This is a genomic window from Pseudomonas sp. NFR09 (assembly GCF_900111535.1).
GTDB lineage: Bacteria > Pseudomonadota > Gammaproteobacteria > Pseudomonadales > Pseudomonadaceae > Aquipseudomonas > Aquipseudomonas extremorientalis.
On sequence record NZ_FOIH01000004.1, the window covers coordinates 222,568 to 244,815 of the forward strand.

24 protein-coding genes are annotated in these 22,248 nt (G+C 61.2%); 17 read left to right on the forward strand and 7 right to left on the reverse strand.

Features of this window, described 5'->3' with window-relative positions:
- Positions 1-22: 22 nt before the first annotated feature.
- From BMX59_RS11370 to BMX59_RS11395, 6 genes are all read left to right on the forward strand, one after another.
- On the forward strand, positions 23-604 hold the full coding sequence (locus tag BMX59_RS11370) for a fimbrial protein (protein WP_092246382.1): 582 nt from the start codon (positions 23-25) through the stop codon (positions 602-604).
- Between the two features lie 93 nt (positions 605-697).
- On the forward strand, positions 698-1,486 hold the full coding sequence (locus BMX59_RS11375) for a fimbria/pilus periplasmic chaperone (protein WP_093121381.1): 789 nt from the start codon (positions 698-700) through the stop codon (positions 1,484-1,486).
- Positions 1,483-2,241 (forward strand): fimbrial biogenesis chaperone, encoded by a 759-nt coding sequence (locus BMX59_RS11380; RefSeq protein ID WP_092246375.1) that lies wholly within the window; start codon positions 1,483-1,485, stop codon positions 2,239-2,241. Before BMX59_RS11375 ends, BMX59_RS11380 begins: the two co-directional genes overlap by 4 nt.
- A 143-nt stretch (positions 2,242-2,384) precedes the next feature.
- A complete protein-coding gene (locus BMX59_RS11385; RefSeq protein ID WP_093121386.1) occupies positions 2,385-4,928 on the forward strand; it encodes a fimbria/pilus outer membrane usher protein in 2,544 nt (847 codons plus the stop codon).
- 56 nt (positions 4,929-4,984) lie between these two features.
- On the forward strand, positions 4,985-5,923 hold the full coding sequence (locus BMX59_RS11390) for a fimbrial protein (RefSeq protein WP_092246369.1): 939 nt from the start codon (positions 4,985-4,987) through the stop codon (positions 5,921-5,923).
- A gap of 21 nt (positions 5,924-5,944) precedes the next feature.
- Positions 5,945-6,472, forward strand: a complete 528-nt coding sequence (locus BMX59_RS11395) for a fimbrial protein (RefSeq protein WP_093121390.1) — start codon at positions 5,945-5,947, stop codon at positions 6,470-6,472.
- Between the two features lie 71 nt (positions 6,473-6,543).
- Here the strand turns inward: BMX59_RS11395 and BMX59_RS11400 are convergent, their stop codons facing one another.
- The 3 genes from BMX59_RS11400 to BMX59_RS11410 all read right to left on the reverse strand — a co-directional run bounded on the left by BMX59_RS11400 (position 6,544) and on the right by BMX59_RS11410 (position 8,322).
- Positions 6,544-7,506 carry a phasin family protein gene (locus BMX59_RS11400; RefSeq protein ID WP_092246363.1) on the reverse strand — a complete coding sequence of 321 codons (963 nt, stop codon included), beginning with the start codon at positions 7,504-7,506 and terminating at the stop codon, positions 6,544-6,546.
- 12 nt (positions 7,507-7,518) lie between these two features.
- The gene (locus BMX59_RS11405) at positions 7,519-7,941 is read right to left on the reverse strand and encodes a phasin family protein (protein WP_028615406.1); all 423 of its coding nucleotides are present in this window, start codon (positions 7,939-7,941) and stop codon (positions 7,519-7,521) included.
- Between the two features lie 105 nt (positions 7,942-8,046).
- Positions 8,047-8,322, reverse strand: coding sequence for a polyhydroxyalkanoic acid system family protein (locus tag BMX59_RS11410; RefSeq protein ID WP_071492386.1), 276 nt, complete (start codon positions 8,320-8,322; stop codon positions 8,047-8,049).
- A 144-nt stretch (positions 8,323-8,466) separates the two neighbouring features.
- Between BMX59_RS11410 and ubiE the strand changes: the two genes are divergently transcribed.
- The 11 genes from ubiE to BMX59_RS11465 all read left to right on the forward strand — a co-directional run bounded on the left by ubiE (position 8,467) and on the right by BMX59_RS11465 (position 18,533).
- Complete coding sequence (ubiE, locus tag BMX59_RS11415; protein ID WP_016972732.1) at positions 8,467-9,237, forward strand: bifunctional demethylmenaquinone methyltransferase/2-methoxy-6-polyprenyl-1,4-benzoquinol methylase UbiE; 771 nt, start codon at positions 8,467-8,469, stop codon at positions 9,235-9,237.
- On the forward strand, positions 9,237-9,860 hold the full coding sequence (locus BMX59_RS11420) for a ubiquinone biosynthesis accessory factor UbiJ (RefSeq protein WP_093121393.1): 624 nt from the start codon (positions 9,237-9,239) through the stop codon (positions 9,858-9,860). The genes ubiE and BMX59_RS11420 overlap by 1 nt, the downstream gene beginning before the upstream one ends.
- Positions 9,857-11,461 (forward strand): ubiquinone biosynthesis regulatory protein kinase UbiB, encoded by a 1,605-nt coding sequence (ubiB, locus tag BMX59_RS11425; RefSeq protein WP_092246357.1) that lies wholly within the window; start codon positions 9,857-9,859, stop codon positions 11,459-11,461. Before BMX59_RS11420 ends, ubiB begins: the two co-directional genes overlap by 4 nt.
- A gap of 41 nt (positions 11,462-11,502) precedes the next feature.
- Entirely contained in the window at positions 11,503-11,895 is a 393-nt protein-coding gene (hisI, locus tag BMX59_RS11430) for a phosphoribosyl-AMP cyclohydrolase (protein WP_058423690.1), read from the forward strand.
- Between the two features lie 2 nt (positions 11,896-11,897).
- Positions 11,898-12,230 (forward strand): phosphoribosyl-ATP diphosphatase, encoded by a 333-nt coding sequence (locus BMX59_RS11435; protein ID WP_071492389.1) that lies wholly within the window; start codon positions 11,898-11,900, stop codon positions 12,228-12,230.
- 26 nt (positions 12,231-12,256) lie between these two features.
- Positions 12,257-12,535, forward strand: coding sequence for a twin-arginine translocase TatA/TatE family subunit (locus BMX59_RS11440; protein ID WP_016979166.1), 279 nt, complete (start codon positions 12,257-12,259; stop codon positions 12,533-12,535).
- Between the two features lie 10 nt (positions 12,536-12,545).
- Positions 12,546-12,950: a Sec-independent protein translocase protein TatB gene (tatB, locus tag BMX59_RS11445; RefSeq protein WP_093121394.1), complete on the forward strand. Its 405-nt coding sequence runs from the start codon at positions 12,546-12,548 to the stop codon at positions 12,948-12,950.
- Complete coding sequence (gene tatC, locus BMX59_RS11450) at positions 12,947-13,735, forward strand: twin-arginine translocase subunit TatC (RefSeq protein ID WP_058423693.1); 789 nt, start codon at positions 12,947-12,949, stop codon at positions 13,733-13,735. The genes tatB and tatC overlap by 4 nt, the downstream gene beginning before the upstream one ends.
- Entirely contained in the window at positions 13,732-14,439 is a 708-nt protein-coding gene (locus tag BMX59_RS11455; protein ID WP_093121395.1) for a 16S rRNA (uracil(1498)-N(3))-methyltransferase, read from the forward strand. The genes tatC and BMX59_RS11455 overlap by 4 nt, the downstream gene beginning before the upstream one ends.
- A 172-nt stretch (positions 14,440-14,611) precedes the next feature.
- Complete coding sequence (locus tag BMX59_RS11460) at positions 14,612-16,519, forward strand: HAMP domain-containing methyl-accepting chemotaxis protein (protein ID WP_093121396.1); 1,908 nt, start codon at positions 14,612-14,614, stop codon at positions 16,517-16,519.
- Between the two features lie 106 nt (positions 16,520-16,625).
- On the forward strand, positions 16,626-18,533 hold the full coding sequence (locus tag BMX59_RS11465; protein WP_093121397.1) for a methyl-accepting chemotaxis protein: 1,908 nt from the start codon (positions 16,626-16,628) through the stop codon (positions 18,531-18,533).
- 3 nt (positions 18,534-18,536) lie between these two features.
- Here the strand turns inward: BMX59_RS11465 and BMX59_RS11470 are convergent, their stop codons facing one another.
- The 4 genes from BMX59_RS11470 to BMX59_RS11485 form a co-directional block, all read right to left on the reverse strand.
- Positions 18,537-19,271 carry an amino acid ABC transporter ATP-binding protein gene (locus BMX59_RS11470; protein ID WP_093121401.1) on the reverse strand — a complete coding sequence of 245 codons (735 nt, stop codon included), beginning with the start codon at positions 19,269-19,271 and terminating at the stop codon, positions 18,537-18,539.
- Positions 19,264-20,223 (reverse strand): amino acid ABC transporter permease, encoded by a 960-nt coding sequence (locus BMX59_RS11475; RefSeq protein ID WP_071492396.1) that lies wholly within the window; start codon positions 20,221-20,223, stop codon positions 19,264-19,266. The genes BMX59_RS11470 and BMX59_RS11475 overlap by 8 nt, the downstream gene beginning before the upstream one ends.
- A gap of 131 nt (positions 20,224-20,354) precedes the next feature.
- Positions 20,355-21,152: a transporter substrate-binding domain-containing protein gene (locus BMX59_RS11480; protein WP_071492533.1), complete on the reverse strand. Its 798-nt coding sequence runs from the start codon at positions 21,150-21,152 to the stop codon at positions 20,355-20,357.
- A 219-nt stretch (positions 21,153-21,371) separates the two neighbouring features.
- Positions 21,372-22,172 (reverse strand): transporter substrate-binding domain-containing protein, encoded by an 801-nt coding sequence (locus tag BMX59_RS11485; protein WP_092246342.1) that lies wholly within the window; start codon positions 22,170-22,172, stop codon positions 21,372-21,374.
- Positions 22,173-22,248 lie beyond the last annotated feature (76 nt).

The window sequence follows — 22,248 nt, forward strand, 5'->3', positions numbered from 1 at the left end:
ATAACTCACGATTGGGAACACTATGAAAGTCCACGTTTTCTCCACCCTCGCCGTAGTACTCGCCTTAGCCGCAGCGGTTTCGCAGCCGGCACAGGCTGCGAACGACGGAACCATCAACTTCACCGGGTTGGTGAGCGATACGACCTGCACCATTGAAGGCGCAGCGCCAGGCACCGGCGCCGTGGTCAAAGACGTCAACCTTGGTGGCGTGTCCGCCGCACGCCTGCAGAAACCGGGTGATCGCGCCAACCTGACCGGCTTCACCATCCGCATTGGCGCACCTGGCGAAGGTGGCTGCACCAACGGACGCACCGCAATGGTTGCTTTCGACCCTACCAGCCCGGCGATTGATGTGGCGACCGGGCGCTTGAACATCGACGGCTACGATGACCCATCCGACACCACCAACGCCAAGAACGTACAGGTTGAGGTGACTAACCGTAATGGCACTCCGATCAACGTTTACACGGAAAAATCCGAAGGTGTGGTCATCGCCGACAACCAGGCTGTCATTCCATTGGCCGCACAGATGTACGCCAGTGGTGTCGCGACTGAAGGTACTGTCAAGACCCGCGTCGGCTTCATGGTCGTGTACGCCGATTGATAGAAAAGCGGGCCCGCTCTGGCGGGCCTTGCACGCAACGGGCCTGCCGCCGCCAGGCAGGCCCACTCGCTTGATTCGAAGAGAGCTTTGAGCATGAAAAAGCTGGCCTGCCTCGTGCTTTACACCTGTGGTGTTGCGGGGTTATTGCTGCAAGCAGTTCCCGCCCGGGCCTGGGTCATTATGCATGGCACCCGCGTGATCTATCCCGCTGACCAGCAGGAAGTGGTGGTACGCCTGGAGAACAAAGGTGACCGTCCAGCGCTGGTACAAGCCTGGCTGGACACGGGCGATATCCGCTCGACGCCGGCGACGGTACGCACGCCGTTTACCCTTTCGCCACCGATTTTCCGCGTTGAGCCCCACCAGCAGCAGGCGCTGCGGCTGCGCTATACCGGAGCGGCCGCAGCCCCCGATCGCGAAAGCCTCTACTGGCTGAATGTGCTGGAAGTACCACCGCTTACCGCCGGTACCGAACAAGGCAACCAGATCGAACTGGCATTTCGGACCCGCTTGCGTGTGTTCCTGCGACCGCAGGCATTGCCCTACTCCGTAGCCAGCGCTGCGTCAAAGCTGCAATGGAAACTGGTCGCCCATGAGCATGGCTACGCCCTGCAAGCCACCAACCCCACGCCATATCATGTTTCCCTGAGTTCGGTGGATTTGCTGAGCGAAGGAAAACGATTCACTAAAGCACCAAACAAAGAGGCCAACGACAGCCTGATGATGCCGTGCGGCGACGTGAAGCTGTTTGCACTGCCATTGTTGCGCGAATACCCCACCGGCGCGCTGAACGTCGAATTCACCGCCGTCAGCGACTTCGGTGCCCGCGTGCGCCACTCGGCAAGCGTCACACCACCAGACGCCAGGCGATCGAAACCATGAATGCCATTTTCACTTCACACTGGGTGGCCCGTCTCATTGCATTGACACTTGCGCTTTCCGGTGCCGCCGTCGGGCACGCCAGTGTGGTCATTGGCACCACTCGGATCATCTACCCGCAGCGCGACAAGGAGGTGACGGTCAGGCTCGAAAGCAAGAACCAGGCACCCGTGCTGGTCCAAGTCTGGCTGGACAGCGGTGACGAACACTCGACCCCGGATAGGGCCACGGTGCCGTTTATCGCCACGCCGCCGATCTTTCGCATGGATCCAGGCAAGCAGCAGGTCGTACGCCTGGCGTACACGGGCGACAGCTTGCCCACGGAACAGGAAAGTCTGTTCTGGCTCAACCTGTTGGAGGTGCCCGCGCACTCCCAGGAGGCCAATCAGTTGCAACTGGCCTTCCGCTCGCGGATCAAGCTGTTTTTCCGACCGTCGAACCTGCCTTCCGGGGTCGACGCGGCACCGGGAAAACTGCAATGGCGGCGTGAATCGACCGCGCAAGGCCAGGTACTGGAGGTCTATAACCCCACGCCTTACTACGTAACCTTCGAACAGGTCGAGTTGCTGGAGTCCCGGCAGCGCCATCCGCGCAAGGCTGCGTCTTCAGGTGCTGGAAACATGGTGGCGCCGGGTGATCGCACGCGCTTTGAACTGCCCAGCCTCAACACCCCGCCAGGCAGCGCCGCCACCGTGGAGTTCCAGACACTCGACGACTACGGAGTGCGCAATACCCACAGTGCCCGGGTCTCGACATGACCCCGAGAGCTGCCTAGCGCCGTATTGGCCCGCCTCTCCCCGCTACTGACCTCACTGCACACGTTGGTTTGATGCCCGGTTTTCAGGGAAGGGCTTCCCATTGCCCAAATTCGGACAGCCCCTATTTTTTGGAAGTGGTACACATGAGTTTTAACACCCGCGCCAGTTTAAGAAACTGGCCTTTTGCGCGTCATCAATTGATGCTTGCGACGCGCTGCCTTTTACTGATGAGCAGCGCCTATGCTGTGGGCGCCCAAGGTGCCGAGAATGTCAGGTTCAACCCGGCCTTCTTCCCGGATGGGGTTGGCGGCCAACAAGTCGACATAGGCAAATTCAGCCAGGGTAACGTCGTGCTGCCCGGCAGCTACCGCACCGACGTTTATCTCAATGGCCAATGGATTGGGCGCGAAAGCCTCACGTTTGTCGCGGTAAAGGGCCGAGATTCCGCACAGATGTGCCTGGAGCGAGATGTCGTGCTCAGGTTTGGCATCGACTTGGACGCGGCACAAGCTCAACCCAGCGAAGCCAGACAAACGCCCACTCCCGCGTTTGCACCCTGCGAAGACATCTCAACCTACCTGCCGGGAAGCACCGGTCAATTCGACCCGGGCGAAAACCGCCTGACCCTGCAGGTTCCTCAGATCTACCTGGCACGTAAAGCACGCGGTTATGTCGACCCCAGGCACTGGGACGGCGGGGTCGACGCGGCTTTCGTGCGCTACAACGCCAACACCTTTGAGACCCGCACAAATGGCCGCTCCGTCGACTCTCATTACCTGGGCCTGAATACGGGGCTCAATCTGGGAGACTGGCACTGGCGCCACAGCGGCAGCTTCAGCCAGACCGATACCTCCTCGGGCTATCAGCGCAGCAGCACCTATGTGCAGCGCGAGTTGAGCCCGCTGCGATCACAGATGATGCTCGGCGAAATCTATACCCCAGGCGAACTGTTCGACAGCGTGCGCCTGCGTGGTGCCAGCCTGTTCAGCGATGATCGGATGCTGCCGGACTCTCAGACCGGGTTCGCCCCGGTCGTGCGCGGCATCGCCGAGACCAATGCACGGGTCACCGTGCGCCAACGGGGCGTGTTGTTGGATGAAGTGTCGGTCGCTCCTGGCCCGTTCGTGCTCAACGATTTGTTTCCTACCGGTTATGGCGGCGACTTGACCGTCACGGTGACCGAGGCAGATGGCCGTCGACGCGAATTCATAGTGCCATTCGCCGCCAACGCCAATCTGCTGCGCACTGGCCACAGCCGCTATTCCCTTAGCGTCGGCAGGATGGATGAAATCGGCCTGCGCCATCCCCCAAGGCTGGTACAAGCCACTTACCAGCACGGCCTCAGTAACCTGGTGACCGGCTACACCGGGACGGTGGCGGGTGACGACTACTTGTCGCAATTGCTGGGCGCGGCATTCAATACCCCGTATGGCGCGCTCTCCCTTGACCTGACCCACTCAGATGCAACATTACCGGGCCACGGTTCACGCCAGGGGCAAAGCGTGCAGCTGCGCTACAGCAAGAACTTCACCGACACCGGCACCCACTTCGCCCTCGGCGCCTACCGATACTCCACGCAAGGCTTTCTGAGCATCGCCGACGCCGCACGGGTGCGCGACCTCGCCATCGGCGGGCACAACTTGGATAACGTATCGCGTCTGCGCGACAGGATGGACATCAGCCTCAATCAAAGCTTGAGCAACGGCACGGTCTACCTGACCGGATCCTCGCAAAACTACTGGAACCGCACCAGCGGCAACCTGACCTTTACCACCGGTTACAGCGGCAACTGGAAGGGCCTGCGCTACACCCTCAGCGCCCAGCGCACCAAGGATCTGCTGAGCGAGCGGGTCGACAAGCAAGTGGAACTGACCCTGAGCCTGCCCTTAGGCAGCGACGCTCGCTCCCCCACCCTGACCACCACTGTCTATCGCGGCGATCAAAGCAGCGGTGAACGGATGAACCTCGGCGGCACCCTGGGCGAGCGCGGCCAATTCAGCTACGGAGTGGGGGGTAGCCGTACGCAGGGCCGCAGTAATTCGGTCTCTGCCGACATGAAATACCAGACCAGCCACGGCGTGCTGTCGGCAGGGTTCGGCCAGAGCAACGCCTACCGCGCAACGTCCCTGGGCATGACCGGCGGCATCGTCGCTCACGCAGGTGGTGTGATTTTCGCACCGGAACTGGGCGAAACCATTGGCATTGTCCAGGCCCCAGGCGCACAAGGTGCGCGGATCAATGGCAATCACGGCGCCCAGGTCGGCAAGGGCGGGTATGCCGTGGTGCCGTACCTCACACCTTATCGCCAGAACGTGGTCGAGTTGGACCCCAAGGATCTGTCTGTAGATGTGGAACTCAAGAGCGCCGCGCAAAACGTCGCCCCCCGTGCAGGCTCGGTGGTGAAACTGCACTTCGACACCGTCAGCGGCCAAGCCTTATTGATCTCTGCATTACGCAAGGATGGCAGCCTGCTGCCCTTCGGTTCCGATGTGTTCGACGAGAATGGCGACAGCGTCGGCGTGGTCGGCCAGGGTGGCAAAGCCTTTGTGCGCGTACCGCGCTCCCAGGGGGTACTGGCGGTGAAGTGGGGGTCCGAGGGAAACGCTTCCTGCCGGCTTCGTTACGACGTCAGTGGACAACAGGGTGCCAACCGCTTGCTTCAGGTGGACGCAGGTGCATGCCAATGACTGCGGCCGGCCGTTCATCCCGTGTTTACACAGCCACTTTTCACGATGGAGTGAAGATGAAACATCACCTCCCCCTCCTGGCGGCACTACTGGCCCTGGGCACATCGATCACTGCACAGGCGGCCTGTGACAGGTACCCGGATGCAACGCTGACCCTCAATACGGCCACGACAATCAGCGTGCCGGACAGCATTCCTGTCGGCGGCGTGATCCTGCGACAGGCGTTCAACGGCACATCGCCCGGCTTCACAACCCATTGCTGGGGGCAGACGCTGAGGACGATTACCGGGCGCTACGCACGCGATCTGTACCCCGGCACACTCATCTATCGCACTGAGGTGCCCGGTATCGGTATCACGGTGTCGATGACATGGGCCGATGGCGGGCCGGCAAACTTCGGGCTCTTCAGTCAGCACACCGTTATGTACCCCGGGAAAGTCCAAAGCTTCACCTCGGCGCAAGTCACTTTCTACAGGATGGGCACAGTGGCAGACGGGACCATACCCAGTGGGAGCCTCTGGGAGGACAGGTGGCATAACGTCCCGGAAAGTTTTCGATTGGTGTTCGGCAACGCCATACGTTTCATCCGGGCTCCAGCCACTTGTGACCTGGCCGCCGGGGACGTCAACCGCCTGATCACACTTGCCCCGATCAATGTCGGCGATTTGAACGACGCAGCGTACGCCGGCGTTCAGAACTTCGATCTCACCGCCAATTGCACCGATGCCGGCAGCGTCACCTTTCGTTTTACCGGGACGCCCGCGCCAGACAACACCGCACTGTTCGCCAATACGGGCACTGCCCAAGGCATAGGGCTGTGGCTCTACTCACGCATCAACGGCGTGCCTCAGACCATCAGCGTCAATGACCAGCGCACGGTGACGGTGTCCGGTGATCGGGCAGTCTTGCCGCTCAGCGCCGCGTACCACAAAAACGGCAGGGTCAGCCCAGGCACTCTGGCTAGTACCGCCACCGTCAGCATTACCTACAACTAACTGAAACCCGAGGAAAACCCGATGTACCTTCGAAGCATTCCCCTGCTGATGACCATGATTGGCGGACTCGTCAGCCTCACCGCCCACGCCGCGACTACCGGCACTTTGAGTTTCGCCGGACAAGTCAACGCCGGCACCTGCAACCTGGCAGCGGGCGACGAAAATCGGAACATTACGTTGCCAACGATCAAGATTTCCGACCTGGACGCGAGCCCATCCGCCGGCCAGCTCGACTTCGAGGTTACCGCCGACTGCGAATCGGATATCCGTAACGTGATCTTCCTATTTGCCGGAACACCCGCCGTGGGTAACGGCGAGTTATTTGCCAATACCGGCGGCTCAAAAGGCACTGCGCTGTGGCTGACACATCGCGCGCCCACCCTTTCGACCATCCCCGCCAATGGCACCCCTGAGCAGCGCAGCCGAACTGTGACGACGAACGGCAACAAGGCTGTACTTCCCCTCGCGGCGGCTTACCATAAGACTGGTGAAGCCATCACCCAGGGCAGCCTGCTCAGCGCGGTCACCGTTTCCATCACTTACAACTGACGAAACGGTCTTAAGGGGTAAAAAAATGCCCGACCTTCGTAGGCCGGGCATTTTTCGTCTCCTGGAAAAAATCAGGACTGACTGGATGGCGTCGGGGTTACCGGCGTTGCAGTCGGGGTCGCAGCAGCAGGGGTCGGCGCGGACACCGAGTTGGCTGTGGAGGCGGTTGGCGCAGTAGCAGGCTTGGCAACAGCTGGCTTCGGTGCTGCTGGTTTTTTCGCTACCGCAGGCTTCTTCGCGGCGGCTGGTTTTGCCGCTGGCTTGGCAGCCGGTTTCGCGGCGGCCGACTTGGCGGCTGGCTTGGCCGCTGCGGTTTTGGTCGCTGGCTTGGCGGCAGGTTTTGCTGCTGGTTTTGCAGCAGCCTTGGCTGCGGGTTTAGCAGCAGCCAAGGCTGCGGGTTTAGCCGCTGGTTTAGCGGCTGGCTTGGCAGCAGCTTTCGCAGCGACAGGCTTGGCAGCGGGTTTGGCTGCAGCAGTTTTGGCGGCTGGCTTCGCAGCAGCCTTGGCCGCTGGTTTGGCGGCCGGCTTGGCGGCGGCTTTTACCAGAGGCTTGGCGGCAGTTTTGGCAGCCGGTTTGGCCGCTGCTGTTTTAGCGGCAGGCTTGGCAGCAGGTTTGGCGGCTGCGGTTTTCGCCGGAGCCACTTTGGCGCCGGTGAGTTTTTCAATTTGCCTGGTCAGGGTATCGACCTTGCTGTGCAGCGTTTTGAGTTCAGCTTTACTCGGCACGCCCAGTCGCGAAACGGCACTGGCGAGGCGCTTGTCGAAAGTCTGTTCCAACTTCTCCCAAGTGTCAGCAATGCTGGATTTGGCAGAGCCGGCAGTTGCCTTGGCCGCTTCAACTTTTTTTCCAACCGTGGTTTTGGTCAACTTCTCGGCCTTCTCGCCGTCCTTGACCAAAGTCTCGAAGTATTTGCCGCCGTCACTGCTAACCTTCGAGTACACGCCTAAACCAGCAAGCCAGATCTTACGGGAATATTTTTCAACTTCCCCGACCCACGAGCTGCCTTCTTTCTGAGTAGTCTTTTTAACAGCCATCCCGATGTCTCCTTAGTGTTTACGCGCGACACGTTCTAGCAATGTCGTCAGCTCTTCGAGCTTAGCAGAGAGTGTCTCAACGTCATGTTTAGACGCAATGCCGATTCGATTCAAGGCACTGGCAACGCGAGTATCAAAAGCTTTTTCAACTTTATCCAGCTGAACTTCTACCAGACCTTTGACTGCGGAGACATTACTCTTTACTTGGTCAATCTGACTGTTGGCGGCCTCAAGTTGTTCAACTGCAACTTTTTTGCCTTTGCTTTCAACATGTTGCCCAGTTTTAACCAGCTCTTTGAAGTACTCGCCGCCCTCGCTTCCGACCTTGGCGTAAGCCCCCAGACCCGCCAACCAAATCTTGCGGGCGTAGGACTTGACCTCGCTCAGGGTGGTGGTCTGGGCGTCGATTTTTTTCTTCAGGATAACTTTGGCCATGGTGCACCTCACGCAGAATAGGGGGGAGGAACGGCCCACAGGAGTTGAGGGCTTGGGCACAAAGTAGGCGGGAAAATTAGAATCGGCACCCTAAGAACAATGGGATCACGCCAGCGCCTTATCCAGGGCCTTTTCGATTTCGGACTTGATGGTGCCACTCATGGCCGACATCAACAGCCCCAGCTCCACATCAATGCGCAGCGAATCCTCAGCGACTAATACCGTGCCTTTAACCCCCGAACGCTTGAGATTCAAGGTATCGCCGGACCACGACGGCTCCAGGCCGTATTGCTCCTTGAGTTTGTGCGCCAACTTGTCGGCCTTTGCCCGCGCGCCCTCTTTACCCAGGGAATGTGCACGCTCAACAGTTATACGGGCCATTGCAATGACTCCTCTTTATAGGGACTTGGATACCTTCGATGCGGCAAAAGGTCTCGCTGACCGCCCATCTTACCTTCAGCCTTGCCAAGACAAAGCAGGCCTTGGGGATTATCATGTCCCGCATTCTCTTTTGGTGACAGCGATATGACTGATCAGCGCAAAGGCAGCGATGCCGAACCCACCACTCACTTCGGCTTCAAGAACGTCCCGGAAAGCCAAAAAGCGGAAAAAGTCGCCGAGGTGTTCCACTCCGTGGCAGCCAAGTACGACTTGATGAACGACGTGCTGTCGGGCGGCATGCACCGCCTGTGGAAGCGGTTCACCATCGAGTTGTCGGGCGTTCGCCCCGGCAACCGCGTGCTGGACATCGCCGGCGGCACGGGCGATCTGGCGGCCAAGTTCTCCAAGCTCGTCGGCCCGACCGGCCAGGTGGTGCTGGCCGACATCAACAGTTCGATGCTAAAGGTCGGTCGCGATCGCCTGCTGGATAAAGGCGTGGCCGGCAATATCGAGTTCGTCCAGGCGGATGCCGAGAAGCTGCCATTCCCGGACAACCATTTCGACTGCGTGACCATCGCCTTCGGCCTGCGCAACGTGACCCATAAGGAAGACGCGATCCGCTCGATGCTGCGCGTACTCAAGCCGGGTGGCCGCCTGTTGGTGCTGGAGTTCTCCAAGCCGACCAATGCAGTGATGTCCAAGGTCTACGACACCTACTCGTTCGCCTTCATGCCACTGGTGGGCAAGCTGGTGCTCAATGACCCGGACAGCTATCGGTACCTGGCCGAATCGATCCGCATGCACCCCGACCAGGAAACCCTGAAGTCGATGATGGTAGAGGCCGGTTTCGACCGCGTGACCTACCACAACATGACCTCGGGTATCGTCGCCCTGCATCGCGGCATCAAGCCCTGATGCTGATCAAAGGCCTTCTCGCCAGCGTTGAACACGGCCTCAACCGTGTGCTGCGCCTGGACAGCACCGCCCTGGCACGGCTTGCGCACCTCAACGGCAAAGTCATTGCCGTCGATTGCCGCAGCCCCAGCTTGCAGCTGTTTATCCTGCCCAGCGATGAAGGCCTGATGCTCGCGACCCAGTGGGCCGCCGACGCCGACTGTACGCTGCGTGCGCCGGCATCGAGCCTGTTGCACCTGGCCCTGAGCCGCAACAAGACCGCCATCCTGCACAGCGCCGAAGTCGAGCTGGAAGGCGACAGCTCGGTGCTGATGGACCTCGCCGCCATCCTGCAGGACCTGGAACTGGACTGGGAATACGAACTGTCGCGCTGGATCGGCCCCGTCGCCACCCAGTTGATCAGCGGGCACCTGCGCAGCCGTTCGCGCTGGTACCAGCAAGGGTTCGCCAGCCTCAACCAGAACCTCGCCGAATACCTGAGCGAAGAATCGCGCACCCTGGTCGGGGAGCGGGAAGCGCAAGCGCGCTTTCGTGAACTCGACAAGGCCAAAATCGACCTGGAACGCCTTGAGGCGCGCTTCGAGCGCCTGAGCCGTTCCCTTGATCCAAGCGATAACGCATGAAGCTGCTCGCCGTCCGCCGTTTGTTTCGTATCCAGCGCGTCGTAATCCGCTACCGCCTCGATGACCTGCTGTTCGCCCTGCCCCTGCCGTGGTTCCTGCTCGCCGTGCGCTATGCGCTGCCATGGCGCTGGTTCCCGCGCAAACAGCTGGAACTCAGCAGAGGCGCACGCCTGCGCCTGGCCTTGCAGGACCTGGGGCCGATCTTCATCAAGTTCGGGCAGATCCTCTCGACCCGCCGCGACCTGCTGCCCGAAGACATCGCCGACGAGCTGATGCTGCTGCAGGACCGCGTGCCGCCGTTCGACTCCCAGCAATCGATGAAGCTCATCGAAGAGCAACTGGGCAAGAAGATCAGCGACGTGTTCAGCCGTTTCGACGTCGACCCGCTGGCCTCGGCCTCGGTCGCCCAGGTGCACGCCGCGCAACTCAAGACCGGCGAAGAAGTGGTGGTGAAGGTGATCCGCCCCGGCCTCAAGCCGATCATCGGCCAGGACCTGGCGTGGCTGTTCATCCTCGCCCGCGCTGCCGAGCGCTTCAGCGCCGACGCACGCCTGCTGCACCCGGTGGACGTGGTCGCCGACTACGAAAAAACCATCTACGACGAACTCGACCTGCTGCGCGAAGCGGCCAACGCCAGCCAGCTCAAGCGCAACTTCGAAGGCTCGCCGTTGCTGTACGTGCCCCAGGTGTACTGGGACTGGTGCCGCCCGAAAGTACTGGTGATGGAGCGCATCTACGGCGTGCAGGTCACCGACCTCGCGACCCTGGCCGACCAGCGCACCGACATGAAGATGCTTGCCGAGCGTGGCGTGGAGATTTTCTTCACCCAGGTGTTCCGCGACAGTTTCTTCCACGCCGACATGCACCCGGGCAACATCTTCGTGAGCACGGTCAACCCGTGGAGCCCGCAGTACATCGCGATCGACTGCGGCATCGTCGGCAGCCTGACTCCGGAAGACCAGGACTACCTGGCGCGCAACCTGTTCGCCTTCTTCAAGCGCGACTACCGTCGTGTGGCGCAATTGCACATCGACTCGGGTTGGGTGCCGGCCGAGACCAAGCTCAACGAGTTCGAAGCGGCGATCCGCACGGTGTGCGAGCCAATCTTCGAAAAACCGTTAAAAGATATTTCCTTCGGCCAGGTGCTGATGCGCCTGTTCCAGACCGCGCGGCGCTTCAATATGGAAGTGCAGCCACAATTGGTGCTATTGCAGAAAACCCTGCTGAACATCGAAGGCCTGGGCCGCCAGCTGTACCCGGACCTCGACCTGTGGAACACCGCACAGCCGTTCCTCGAACGCTGGATGCGCGAGCGTATGAGCCCGAAAACCATGCTCGGCAACCTGCACAGCCAGATGGAGCAACTGCCGCATCTGGCCAACATGACCCGCGACCTGTTGGAGCGCATGTCCCAGCCCCACGCCAAGGACCCGTCGCCGCCCTGGAAGAAGCCCAAGGACGACTGGTTCCTGCGCCTGCTGGGCGCCGCGCATCTGGTCGGCGGCGTCATGCTCGCCATTGGTGGCCCGCTGAACCCACTGGGCCACTGGCCGGCCGGCATCATGGTCGCCGTGGGTGTTTATCTGATCGTGCGTCGATAGCCAATCCGGTTATACACTGTCGCAAATTGCCGGAGCTGAACATGAAAGACTGGCTGGACGAGATCAAGTGGGACAGTGACGGCCTGGTGCCGGCCATTGCCCAGGACTACAAGACCGGGCGCGTGCTGATGATGGCCTGGATGAACCGCGAGGCCCTGAGCCTCACCGCCACTGAGCAGCGTGCCATCTACTGGTCACGCTCGCGTGGCAAACTGTGGCGCAAGGGCGAAGAGTCCGGGCACGTGCAGACCCTGCACGAGATGCGCATCGACTGCGACGCCGACGTGGTGATCCTGATGGTCGAGCAGATCGGCGACATCGCCTGCCACACCGGCCGTCACAGCTGCTTCTATCGCGTGTTCGAGAACGGCGAATGGAAAGTCGTGGAGCCGGTGCTCAAAGACCCGCACGCTATCTACTCGGCAGGACACTAGACATGAGCGATACCCTGAACCGTGTGGCCCAGGTGCTGGAAGACCGCAAAGGCGCGGACGCCGACAGCTCCTACGTCGCCAGCCTGTACCACAAGGGCCTGAACAAGATTCTGGAAAAACTCGGCGAAGAGTCCATCGAGACCATCATCGCCGCCAAGGATGCGCAGCTCAGCGGCGACTGCAGCGATGTCATCTACGAGACCGCCGACCTGTGGTTCCATAGCCTGGTCATGCTCGCCCAACTGGGGCAGCACCCACAGGCTGTGCTGGATGAACTGGACCGTCGCTTCGGCTTGTCCGGGCACGCCGAGAAGGCCTCGCGCCCGTCCGCCTGAATAACCAAGACTAGAGGATACGCAGCATGGGCATTTTTGACTGGAAACACTGGATCGTCATTCTGGTGGTCGTGGTACTGGTATTCGGCACCAAGAAACTCAAGAACCTGGGCACCGATGTGGGCGAGTCGATCAAGGGCTTCCGTAAAGCCATGAACGACGACGAAAAGCCGGCCGACCCTGCCGTCAACCCCGTGCCTCCGGCGCAGCCTGTGCACCCGCAGGCGACCCAGCCAATCACCGAGCGTCGTACTTTCGACGTACAGGCTGAGAAAGTCGAAGAGCCGACCCGCAAAGACTCGTGAGCACTGACTAATGTTTGGTATCAGCTTCTCTGAACTGCTGCTCGTCGGCCTCGTGGCCCTGCTGGTATTGGGGCCGGAACGCCTGCCCGGTGCAGCGCGCACGGCCGGCCTGTGGATCGGGCGCCTGAAACGCAGTTTCAACGCCATCAAACAGGAAGTTGAACGGGAAATCGGCGCCGACGAGATCCGCCGGCAACTGCACAACGAGCACATCCTCTCGTTGGAGCAGGAAGCCCGCAAGATTCTGTCGCCCGTGCAGGAGCCTGCCAAACCGGTCGAACCTGCGGCTCATAACAGCATCGCGCCGACCGTTGAAGCCGCTCCCGTGGCACCCTCCGCGCCAACCGAGCCTGCGCCGACGCCTGCCGCGTCGCCCGCGCCCCATGACCCTACATTGCCGCCGCGAGCCCCATGAGCGCTGATAAACCGGAAAACGACCAGCACATGCCGCTGGTCTCGCACCTCACCGAGCTACGTACCCGCCTGCTGCGTTGCGTAGCGGCCATCTTCATCATCTTTGCCGGGTTGTTCGCCTTTACCCAGCAGATCTACACCTTTGTCTCCACGCCGCTGCGCCAGTACCTGCCGGCCGGCGCGACGATGATCGCCACCGATGTGTCGTCGCCGTTCCTCACGCCGCTGAAGCTGACCATGATGGTCTCGCTGTTCCTGGCGATCCCGGTGATCCTGCACCAGATCTGGGGCTTCATCGCGCCGGGCCTGTACAAGCACGAGAAACGCATCGCGGTGCCGTTATTGGTGTCGAGCATCCTGCTGTTCTACACCGGCATGGCGTTCGCCTACTTCCTGGTGTTCCCGCTGATCTTCAAGTTCTTCGCCGCCGCCACCCCGGCCGGTGTGGAAATGATGACCGACATCACCAGCTACCTCGACTTCGTGATGACGTTGTTCTTCGCCTTTGGCGTGGCCTTCGAAATTCCGGTGGCCGTGGTGCTGCTGGTATGGATCGGCGTGGTCAACGTGGCGTACCTGAAGAAGATTCGCCCGTACGTGATCATCGGCTGCTTCGTGGTCGGCATGATCCTCACGCCGCCGGACATCTTCTCCCAGACCCTGCTGGCCGTGCCGATGTGGATGCTGTTCGAGATCGGCATCCTGTTCAGCAGCCTGATCAGCAAGCGCGGCGAACACCCGGACGACCAGCGCGACGACGACCAGCCGCCAGCGACCCAGCCGTGAACCTGTTGCTGCTGGAGGAGGCCGACTTCATCGCGGCCGACCGCGTGGTGCTGCGTGATCGGCGCCTGGTGCACATGCAGGAAGTCCACCGCGCCGCCGTAGGCGACAGCCTGCGCGTCGGCCGCATCGGCGGGTTGATGGGCAATGCCCAACTGCTGCGCCTGGAGGCCAGTGAAGCCGAGTTGCATGTGAGCTTCGACCAACCGCCGCCGGCCAAACTGCCGCTGACCCTGCTGCTGGCCCTGCCGCGCCCGAAGATGCTGCGCCGAGTGCTGCAGACCGTAGCGGCCATGGGCGTGCCCAAGGTGGTGCTGGTCAACAGTTACCGGGTCGAGAAGAGCTTCTGGCAAACGCCCTTCCTGGAGCCCGAGGCGATTCGCGAGCAATTGATCCTCGGCCTGGAACAGGCGCGGGACACGGTGCTGCCCGAGATCATTATCGAGAAGCGCTTCAAGCCGTTTGTCGAAGACCGCCTGCCGGCACTGGTTGAAGGCACCCTGGGCCTGGTCGGTCATCCTGGCGACTACCCAGCCTGCCCCAGCTGCCTCGACGAACCAGTGACTCTGGCGATTGGTCCCGAGGGCGGCTGGATTCCCTACGAAGTGGACCTGCTGGCCAAGGCCGGCTTGCAGCCGGTGCAACTCGGCGCCCGCATCCTGCGCGTCGAAACCGCCGTCACCGCCCTGCTCGCCCGCCTCTTCTAACCGCCCTGAGTAACCCTGTGGATTGCAGTGGGTCAGCTACAGATAAGCTGGATGACACACCGCTATCGGGGGCAAGCCCCCTCCCACATGGACACAGCTTCGCTACAGAATTGCGCGTGCTGGCCGATAACCTTTGAATAAGTCCAAGCCTTGTTCCAGGGGAGTTCGCAGCATGTATCGTTGGTTAGCCGAAAAGCTGGGGAATGTCAGCGTCAAAACCAAACTCGGCGTGGGCTTCGGCCTGGTATTGCTACTCACGTTGATGATCACCTTCACCGGTTGGACCGGCTTGGAGGATGTCACCAGTCGCGGTGACAAGCTGGGTTATATCTCCAGCCTCAACGGGCTGACCAAGGACTTGCGCCTGGCGCGGCTGGACTTCGAAATGCGTCGCGGCGAACAAGGCACGGACGCGGTCAACGGCTTGATCGCCAAACTGGACAGCGGCCTCAAAACCGCCGCCGACCTGATCGAGCAACCCGCCGACAAGGCCCTGGTGGAACAGCAACAGGATGCCCTGAACCAATACAAAAAAGCCTTTGACGCCATGGTCCAGGCCGGGCTCAAGCGTGAAGGTGCGCGCAGCAGGCTGGGCGACACCGCCGACAACGCCGTGGCCAAGGTCAGTGAGGTGGAAAAATCCCTGCTGCAAGGCGATAGCGTCACCCAGTTCAACAGCGTGGTCGACCTGAGCAAACTGATCCAGCAAGCGCGCTTCCAGGTGCGTGGCTACACCTACAGCGGCAAGGTCGAGGCCGAGCAACCGGCCCTGGATGCCATCGACAATGCCCTGAAGAAAATCACCGAACTCGAAGGACAACTGCCCGCGCAGTACCAGGCCAACCTGCAGGAGGCCAGCACTTCGCTGCAAGCCTACCGCGCTGCCGTCAGCCAGTACCGCGACTCCCAGACGGCCGCCGCTGCCGCGCTGAAAATCATGAGCGCCCAGGGCGACACTCTGCAGAGCCACAGCGAACAACTCACCACGTCGCAAACCGTGGTGCGCGACACCGATGCCGCACATGCCAAACAACTGTTGCTGCTGGCGACCGTGCTGGCGCTGATCTTCGGCCTGGTGGCTGCCTGGGCCATCACCCGCCAGATCATTCTTCCGCTGAACCAGACGCTGCAGGTGGCCGAACGCGTGGCCTCCGGCGACCTCAGCCACAACCTCACTTCCGTGCGCCAGGATGAACTGGGCCAGTTGCAACGCGCCATGCAAAGCATGACCGTCGGCCTGCGGGAGCTGATCGGCGGGATCAGCGAAGGTGTCACCCAGATCGCCAGCGCCGCCGAGCAGCTGTCGGCCGTGACCGAACAGACCAGTGCCGGCGTCAACAGCCAGAAGGTCGAGACCGACCAGGTCGCCACCGCCATGAACGAAATGGCCGCCACCGTGCAGGAAGTCGCGCGCAACGCCGAGGAAGCCTCTGAAGCGGCCGTGGCTGCCGATCAACAGGCCCGTGAGGGTGACAAGGTAGTGGGTGAAGCCATCGCCCAGATCGAACGCCTGGCCACCGAGGTGGGCAACTCCACCGTTGCCATGGGCGACCTGAAGCGTGAAAGCGACAAAATCGGCAGCGTGCTTGATGTGATCAAGTCCGTTGCCCAGCAAACCAACCTGCTGGCCCTAAACGCCGCGATTGAGGCCGCACGTGCCGGGGAGGCCGGGCGAGGCTTCGCCGTGGTGGCGGATGAGGTGCGCAGCCTGGCCCAGCGCACCCAGAAGTCCACCGAAGAGATCGAAGAGCTGATCGTCGGCCTGCAGAGCGGCACCCAGCAGGTCGCGACCATCATGGACAACAGCCGTGGCCTCACTGACAGCAGCGTCGAGCTGACCCGTCGCGCCGGCAGCGCGTTGGCGCGCACGGTCTCGACCATCCAGGCGATGAACTCGCAGATTGCCACTGCCGCAGAACAGCAAAGTGCGGTGGCTGAGGAGATCAACCGCAGCGTATTGAACGTGCGCGATGTGTCGGAACAAACCTCTTCGGCCAGTGAAGAAACCGCCGCCTCCAGTGCCGAGCTCGCACGCCTGGGCATTTACCTGCAGACACTGGTGGGGCGCTTCCGCATCTAATCAGCACCTTGTGAAATTTCCTACGCAGTTATCAGCCCAGCAATACTCCGAATCGAATTAGCGTTTCTTTTGTCGCGAAACGCTTTTTCAGATTTGGAGGTTCACCATGCTTCCTCTACTGACCCGTTGGCTGGTCAATGCCAGCGTCCGCCTCAAGCTCGCCCTGGGGTTTGGCCAGGTGCTCATGCTCAGCTTCGCCATCGCCGCGACCGGCTGGCAAGCCCTGAATGCGGTGTTGTTCCGCTCAGGCAACCTGACTGCCTTGAGCCAACTGTCGGTTGTCGCTGAAGCCATGCGTGCGGACCGTATCGTGTACCGGACCCTGGCGGACACGGCCAGCCTGGACAAAATGAAGAGGCAGGTCGTTCAGATCGATGAGCACCTCGGCTTCCTGTCAACCCATCTGAAAGACCCAGCCGACTTGCAGCGCGTCCAGGAAGCGGAACGCCTGTCGGCCAGCTTCAAGGCGGCGCTGGTGGAGCTGCCGCCGTTGATCCAGGCGCGCGAAAACTTACGCTCCCCCCTCCACGCGACAGCACTCCAGGCCAGCGACACGCTCGCACAACTGGCCAGCGAACTGCCTGACCAGCAGGACCAGCAGGCACTGGATGCCATCGAGAACCTGCGCCAGGCTATGGAGCAAGCCGAGGACCGCGCCCGAAGCCCCGCCTGGGCGGAGGAGTCGCTGCAAGCCTACGCCGAAGCCGTCGGCCAGGCCCTCGATGCCCTGGACATTGCCCAAGCGGCCGTGACAGACCTGCCGATCGATTCCACCTTGCTTAAAACCGACCTGGCGAACTATCGCGCGCAGTTGATCAAGCTCAAGGACGCTCAGCTCACCACCGAAACTGCGCAAGGGCGGTTTGAAACGCAGCTCAACCAGTTGCTTGAACACAGCGAAGCGGTGAGCAATGGCCAGATTCTCAAGCGCGGTAAGGAAGCCGACTACACCCGGACACTGCTCATCAGCGTCACGGTGGCTGCCCTGCTGCTCGGTGCCCTTGCAGCCTGGTGGATCGCCCGCCAGATCGCCGTGCCGCTACGCCAGGTGCTGGTGTCTGCCAACCGCATCTCCCAGGGCGATCTCAGCCATGAGATCCAAGTGGAACGCCGCGATGAGTTGGGGCAATTGCTGCGAACTATCAGCGACATGAACCGCAACCTGCGCAGCCTGATCAGCGGCATCGGCGACAGCGCCCGCCAGGTCGCCAGCGCCGCCACACAGCTGTCGGCCGTTACCGAACACAGTCACACCGGCATCAACCACCAAAAAGACGAAACCGATCAAGTGGCAACCGCCATGAACGAAATGCTCGCCACCACACAGGAAGTTGCCCGGCACGCCGAGCAAGCGTCGATCGCGGCGAACGAAGCCGATCTGCAAGCCAGCGCCGGGGAGAAAGTGGTGACCCAGGCCGTTGAGCAGATAAGCCAACTGGCAGATGAGATGGCCCTCGCGGGCCGGGCGATGCTGGCGTTACAGCAAGAAAGCCGGAAGATCGGCAGTGTGCTGGACGTGATCAAATCGGTGTCCCAGCAGACCAACCTGCTGGCGCTGAACGCCGCCATCGAAGCCGCACGCGCGGGCACGGCCGGCGAAGGCTTTGCGGTGGTGGCCGATGAAGTACGCAGCCTTGCACAGCGCACCCAGGAATCGGCCGAAGAAATCGAAGGACTGATCCAGGGGTTGCAGACCGGCACCCAGCAAGTCGCCGACATCATGGACAGCAGCCGCAGCCTGACCGACTACAGTGTCGGGCTGACCCGCGACGCAGGTGACGCCTTGGCGGCGATTGCGCGCACGGTCTCGGTGATCCAGGAAATGAACCCGCAGATTGCCGCAGCGGCCGAACAGCAAAGTGCAGTGGCCGAAGAGATCAATCGCAGTGTGTTGAAGGTGCGGGATGTGTCGGAACAGACCGCCGCCGCCAGCGAGGAAACGGCGGCGGCGAGTGTCCAACTGACCAAACTGAGCCTGGACTTGCAGACGCTGGTCGGCAAATTCAGGCTCTGAGTCTTACAGAACCTGGCGCAGGAACGCCTGGGCCCGTGGGTCTTTGGGTGCATCGAAGAACTCGGTCGGGGCGGCATCTTCGAGCAACTTGCCATGGTCGAAGAACAGCACGCGATCGGCCACCTCACGGGCAAAGCCCATTTCGTGGGTGACGCAGACCATGGTCATGCCTTCCAGGGCCAGGGTCTTCATCACGTCCAATACTTCGCCGACCATTTCCGGATCCAGCGCCGAAGTGGGTTCGTCGAACAGCATCACCTTGGGCTCCATCGCCAGGGCCCGGGCAATCGCAACCCGTTGCTGCTGGCCGCCGGACAGGCGTGACGGAAACTCATTGGCCTTCTGTGCAATGCCGACCTTTTCCAGCAGCGCCAGGGCCTTGGCCTCGCGCTCCTGCTTGCCGCGCTTGCGCACGACTTTTTGCGCCAGGCACAGGTTCTCCAGCACGGTCATGTGGGGGAACAGGTTGAAGTGCTGGAACACCATGCCGACTTCACGGCGATAGGCGTTCACATCGGTCTTCGGATCAGCCAATTGCAAGCCGTCGATGCTCACTGAGCCGGAATCGAACTCTTCCAGGCCGTTAAGGCAGCGCAGGAAGGTGGACTTGCCGGAGCCGGAGGGGCCGATCACCACCAGCACTTCGCCCTTGGCCACATGCGTGGTGACGTGGTCCACCGCGCGGACCACGTGGCCACGGGTGTCGAAGACTTTTACCAGATCGCGGACTTCAATCACTTTGTGCGAGCCTCCGCTCAAGCCGGCTGGCCATTTTCGACAGCGGCAGGTTGATCAGCAGGTACAGGCCTGCAACACAGAACAGGATTTCAAACGGTGAGAACGAGGTGGTGATGACTTCACGACCGCTCTTGAGCAGCTCGGTAATCGCGATCACCGACACCAGGGACGTGTCCTTCACCAGGCTGATAAATTGCCCGGCCAACGGCGGCAGCACACGCTTGAACGCCTGCGGCAACACCACGTGGCGCATCGACTGGCTGGCACTCAGGCCCAGGGAACGGGCAGCTTCGTTCTGGCCACGGGTGATGGACTGCACGCCGGCGCGGACGATTTCCGCCACGTAGGCACCGGTAAACAACGACAGCGCCGCGATGCCGGCAAACTCCCGGGACAGGTTGAGCACCGTGCCGATAAAGAAATAGAAAATGAAGATCTGCACCAACAGCGGCGTACCGCGTACCAGTTCGACGTAGATCGTCGACAGATCCCGCAGGGTCGGGTTGCTGGACAAGCGACACAAACCGGTGGCCAGCCCGATCGCCAAACCGAGGATGCCGGACACCACCGACAACCACAGCGTGGTCCACAAGCCCCACATCAACGGGCCCAACGCCCACTGCCGGGTCACGCCGACCACATCGCCTTCAGCCACATCGTCGCCACGGGCCACCTGCAGGCTGTTGTCGGCCACGGTCAGCTTTTGCTCGGCGCCCGCGTCGTTGCGCAGGGTCACCTCGGCCACATCGCCTTTGCGTACCAGCTCGACCACGGTGGAGATGTCAGCGGCGCGCTGGGACGTTTCGGCCTGGTAGGCGAAGTATTGCGGTACACGGTTCCAACGCCACTCGTAGGACATCAGCGAAGTGGCGTAGTACAAGGCGCCGGCCAGGCCGACCAGCACGACCACGGTCAGCAGGTGCCAGGGCCATTGGGCTTTTTTCTGTTTCATTTCACTTTCCGCGATTTGTGTTGCCTGTGAGGCCGCCATCGCGGGCAAGCCCCCTCCCACATGTTGATGTGTGAACACCGTCAAATGTGGGAGCTGGCTTGCCTGCGATACAGGCAACTCGGTCTGAAGCGTTATTCCATGTCCTTGAGCCACTCGGAGCTCTTGAACCACTTGTCATGGATGCGATCGTAGGTGCCGTCGTTACGGATCTGGTGCAGGAAGTTGTTGATGAAGTTGATGCTGTCGTAGTCGCCCTTCTTCAAACCAAACGCCAGCGGTTCGAAGGTGAAGGGTTCTTCCAGGAACACCAGCTTGCCGTTACCGACTTTCTTCTCGGCGACCACGTTGTACGGCGCGTCATACACAAAGGCATCGGCCTTGCCGTTGACCACGTCCAGCACGCCTTCCTGCTCGTTGTCGTAGCCGTGGTACTTGGCCTTGGAGATCAGCTTCTTGGCGACCATTTCGCCGGTGGTGCCCAGCTTGGAGGTGAGGCGGTATTTCTCGTCGTTCAGGTCTTTGTAGGACTTGACGGTGCCTTCCAGCTCCTTGCGGATCAGCAGGGTCTGGCCGACCACGATGAAGGGTTCGCTGAAGTTCAGGCGCAGGTTGCGTTCCTGGGTCAGGGTCATGCCGCTGCCGATCATGTCGAACTTGCCGGTCAGGAAGGCCGGGATGATGCCGTCGTAGCCGGTGGAGACCAGCTCCAGCTTGACGCCCATGGACTTGGCCATGGCCTTGAGGATGTCGACTTCGAAACCGATGATTTCGCCGCGTTTGTCTGTCATTTCGAACGGCATGTAGGTCGGGTCCATGCCGACCTTCAGCGTACCGCGCTTGACGGCATCGTCGATCGCGCCGGCCTGGGCCGCATTGGCCGCGACCAGCGCGGTGACGCCGAGCAGCAGCATCGAAAGATACTTTTTCATCATCAAGTCCCCTGAACCATTCTTATAAGGTCGGCGCGCAAAAGGGCTGCACCATTTCGGGGTGCGATCCTAACCCACTCGTCTGCCGTCACAAAGGTTTCACGGCTATTTGTTGTCGGCGTATGTCGGAAAAGCCCCACAACACTGCAGCAAAGCGCAGGGGTAGACACTCGCGAAGACAGCCCGGGCAACGGATTGATATGTAAGCAATTATGACTTTCAGTCGATTTCCACCAGCCAGTCGGTGTCTTTAAACCACTTGTCGTGCAAGCGATCATAGGTCCCGTCCTGCGCTACCTGATTGAGGAAATGGTTGATCCAGTTGAGGCTGTCGAAATCACCCTTTTTCAAGCCGAACGCCAGGGGTTCGAAGGTGAAGGGTTGTTCCAGCGCCAACAGCGTGCGGTTTTCCGGGCGGCTCAGGGCGATCAGGTTGTAGGGGGCGTCATGAATAAAGGCGTCAGCCTTGCCCTGCACCACCTGGCGCACCCCTTCCTCGGGCGTGGCAAAACTGCTGATCCGAGCCGCCCCCAGAAACCGTCGGGCCGCAGCCTCGCCCGTGGTGCCTTCGGTGGCAGCAATTCGGTAGCTGGCGTCGTCAAGGTCTTCGACACCGTTGACCTTGCCCGCAAGGCTTGGGTGCAACAACACCGACTGGCCAACGACGATGAACGAATCGCTGAAATTTAACTTGAGGTTACGTTCCTGGGTGACGGTCATGCCGCTGCCGATCAGGTCGAATTTCTTCGCCAAGAGCCCCGTAACCAGTTCGGTGTAGGGCACCGCGACCAGCTCAAGCTCGACCCCGAGGGACTGGCTCATGACCTTGAGCAGGTCGATTTCAAAACCGACGATGCGCCCCTGTTTATCGGTCATTTCGAAGGGCACGTAAGTGGGTGTGGTGCCGACTTTCAGCACGCCGCGCCGAACGGCGTCATCGATTGCACCGGCCTGGGCCAGGCCCATGTGAATGAAAGCGACAGCGCCGATCAGCAGCGCCGAACCATACCGTTTGATCATGAATCCCCCCGCACCAAGTCAAATTCGGGGGCGATGCTAACGCAGCCACGCGCACGGCAATACGCCTCGAACGAGG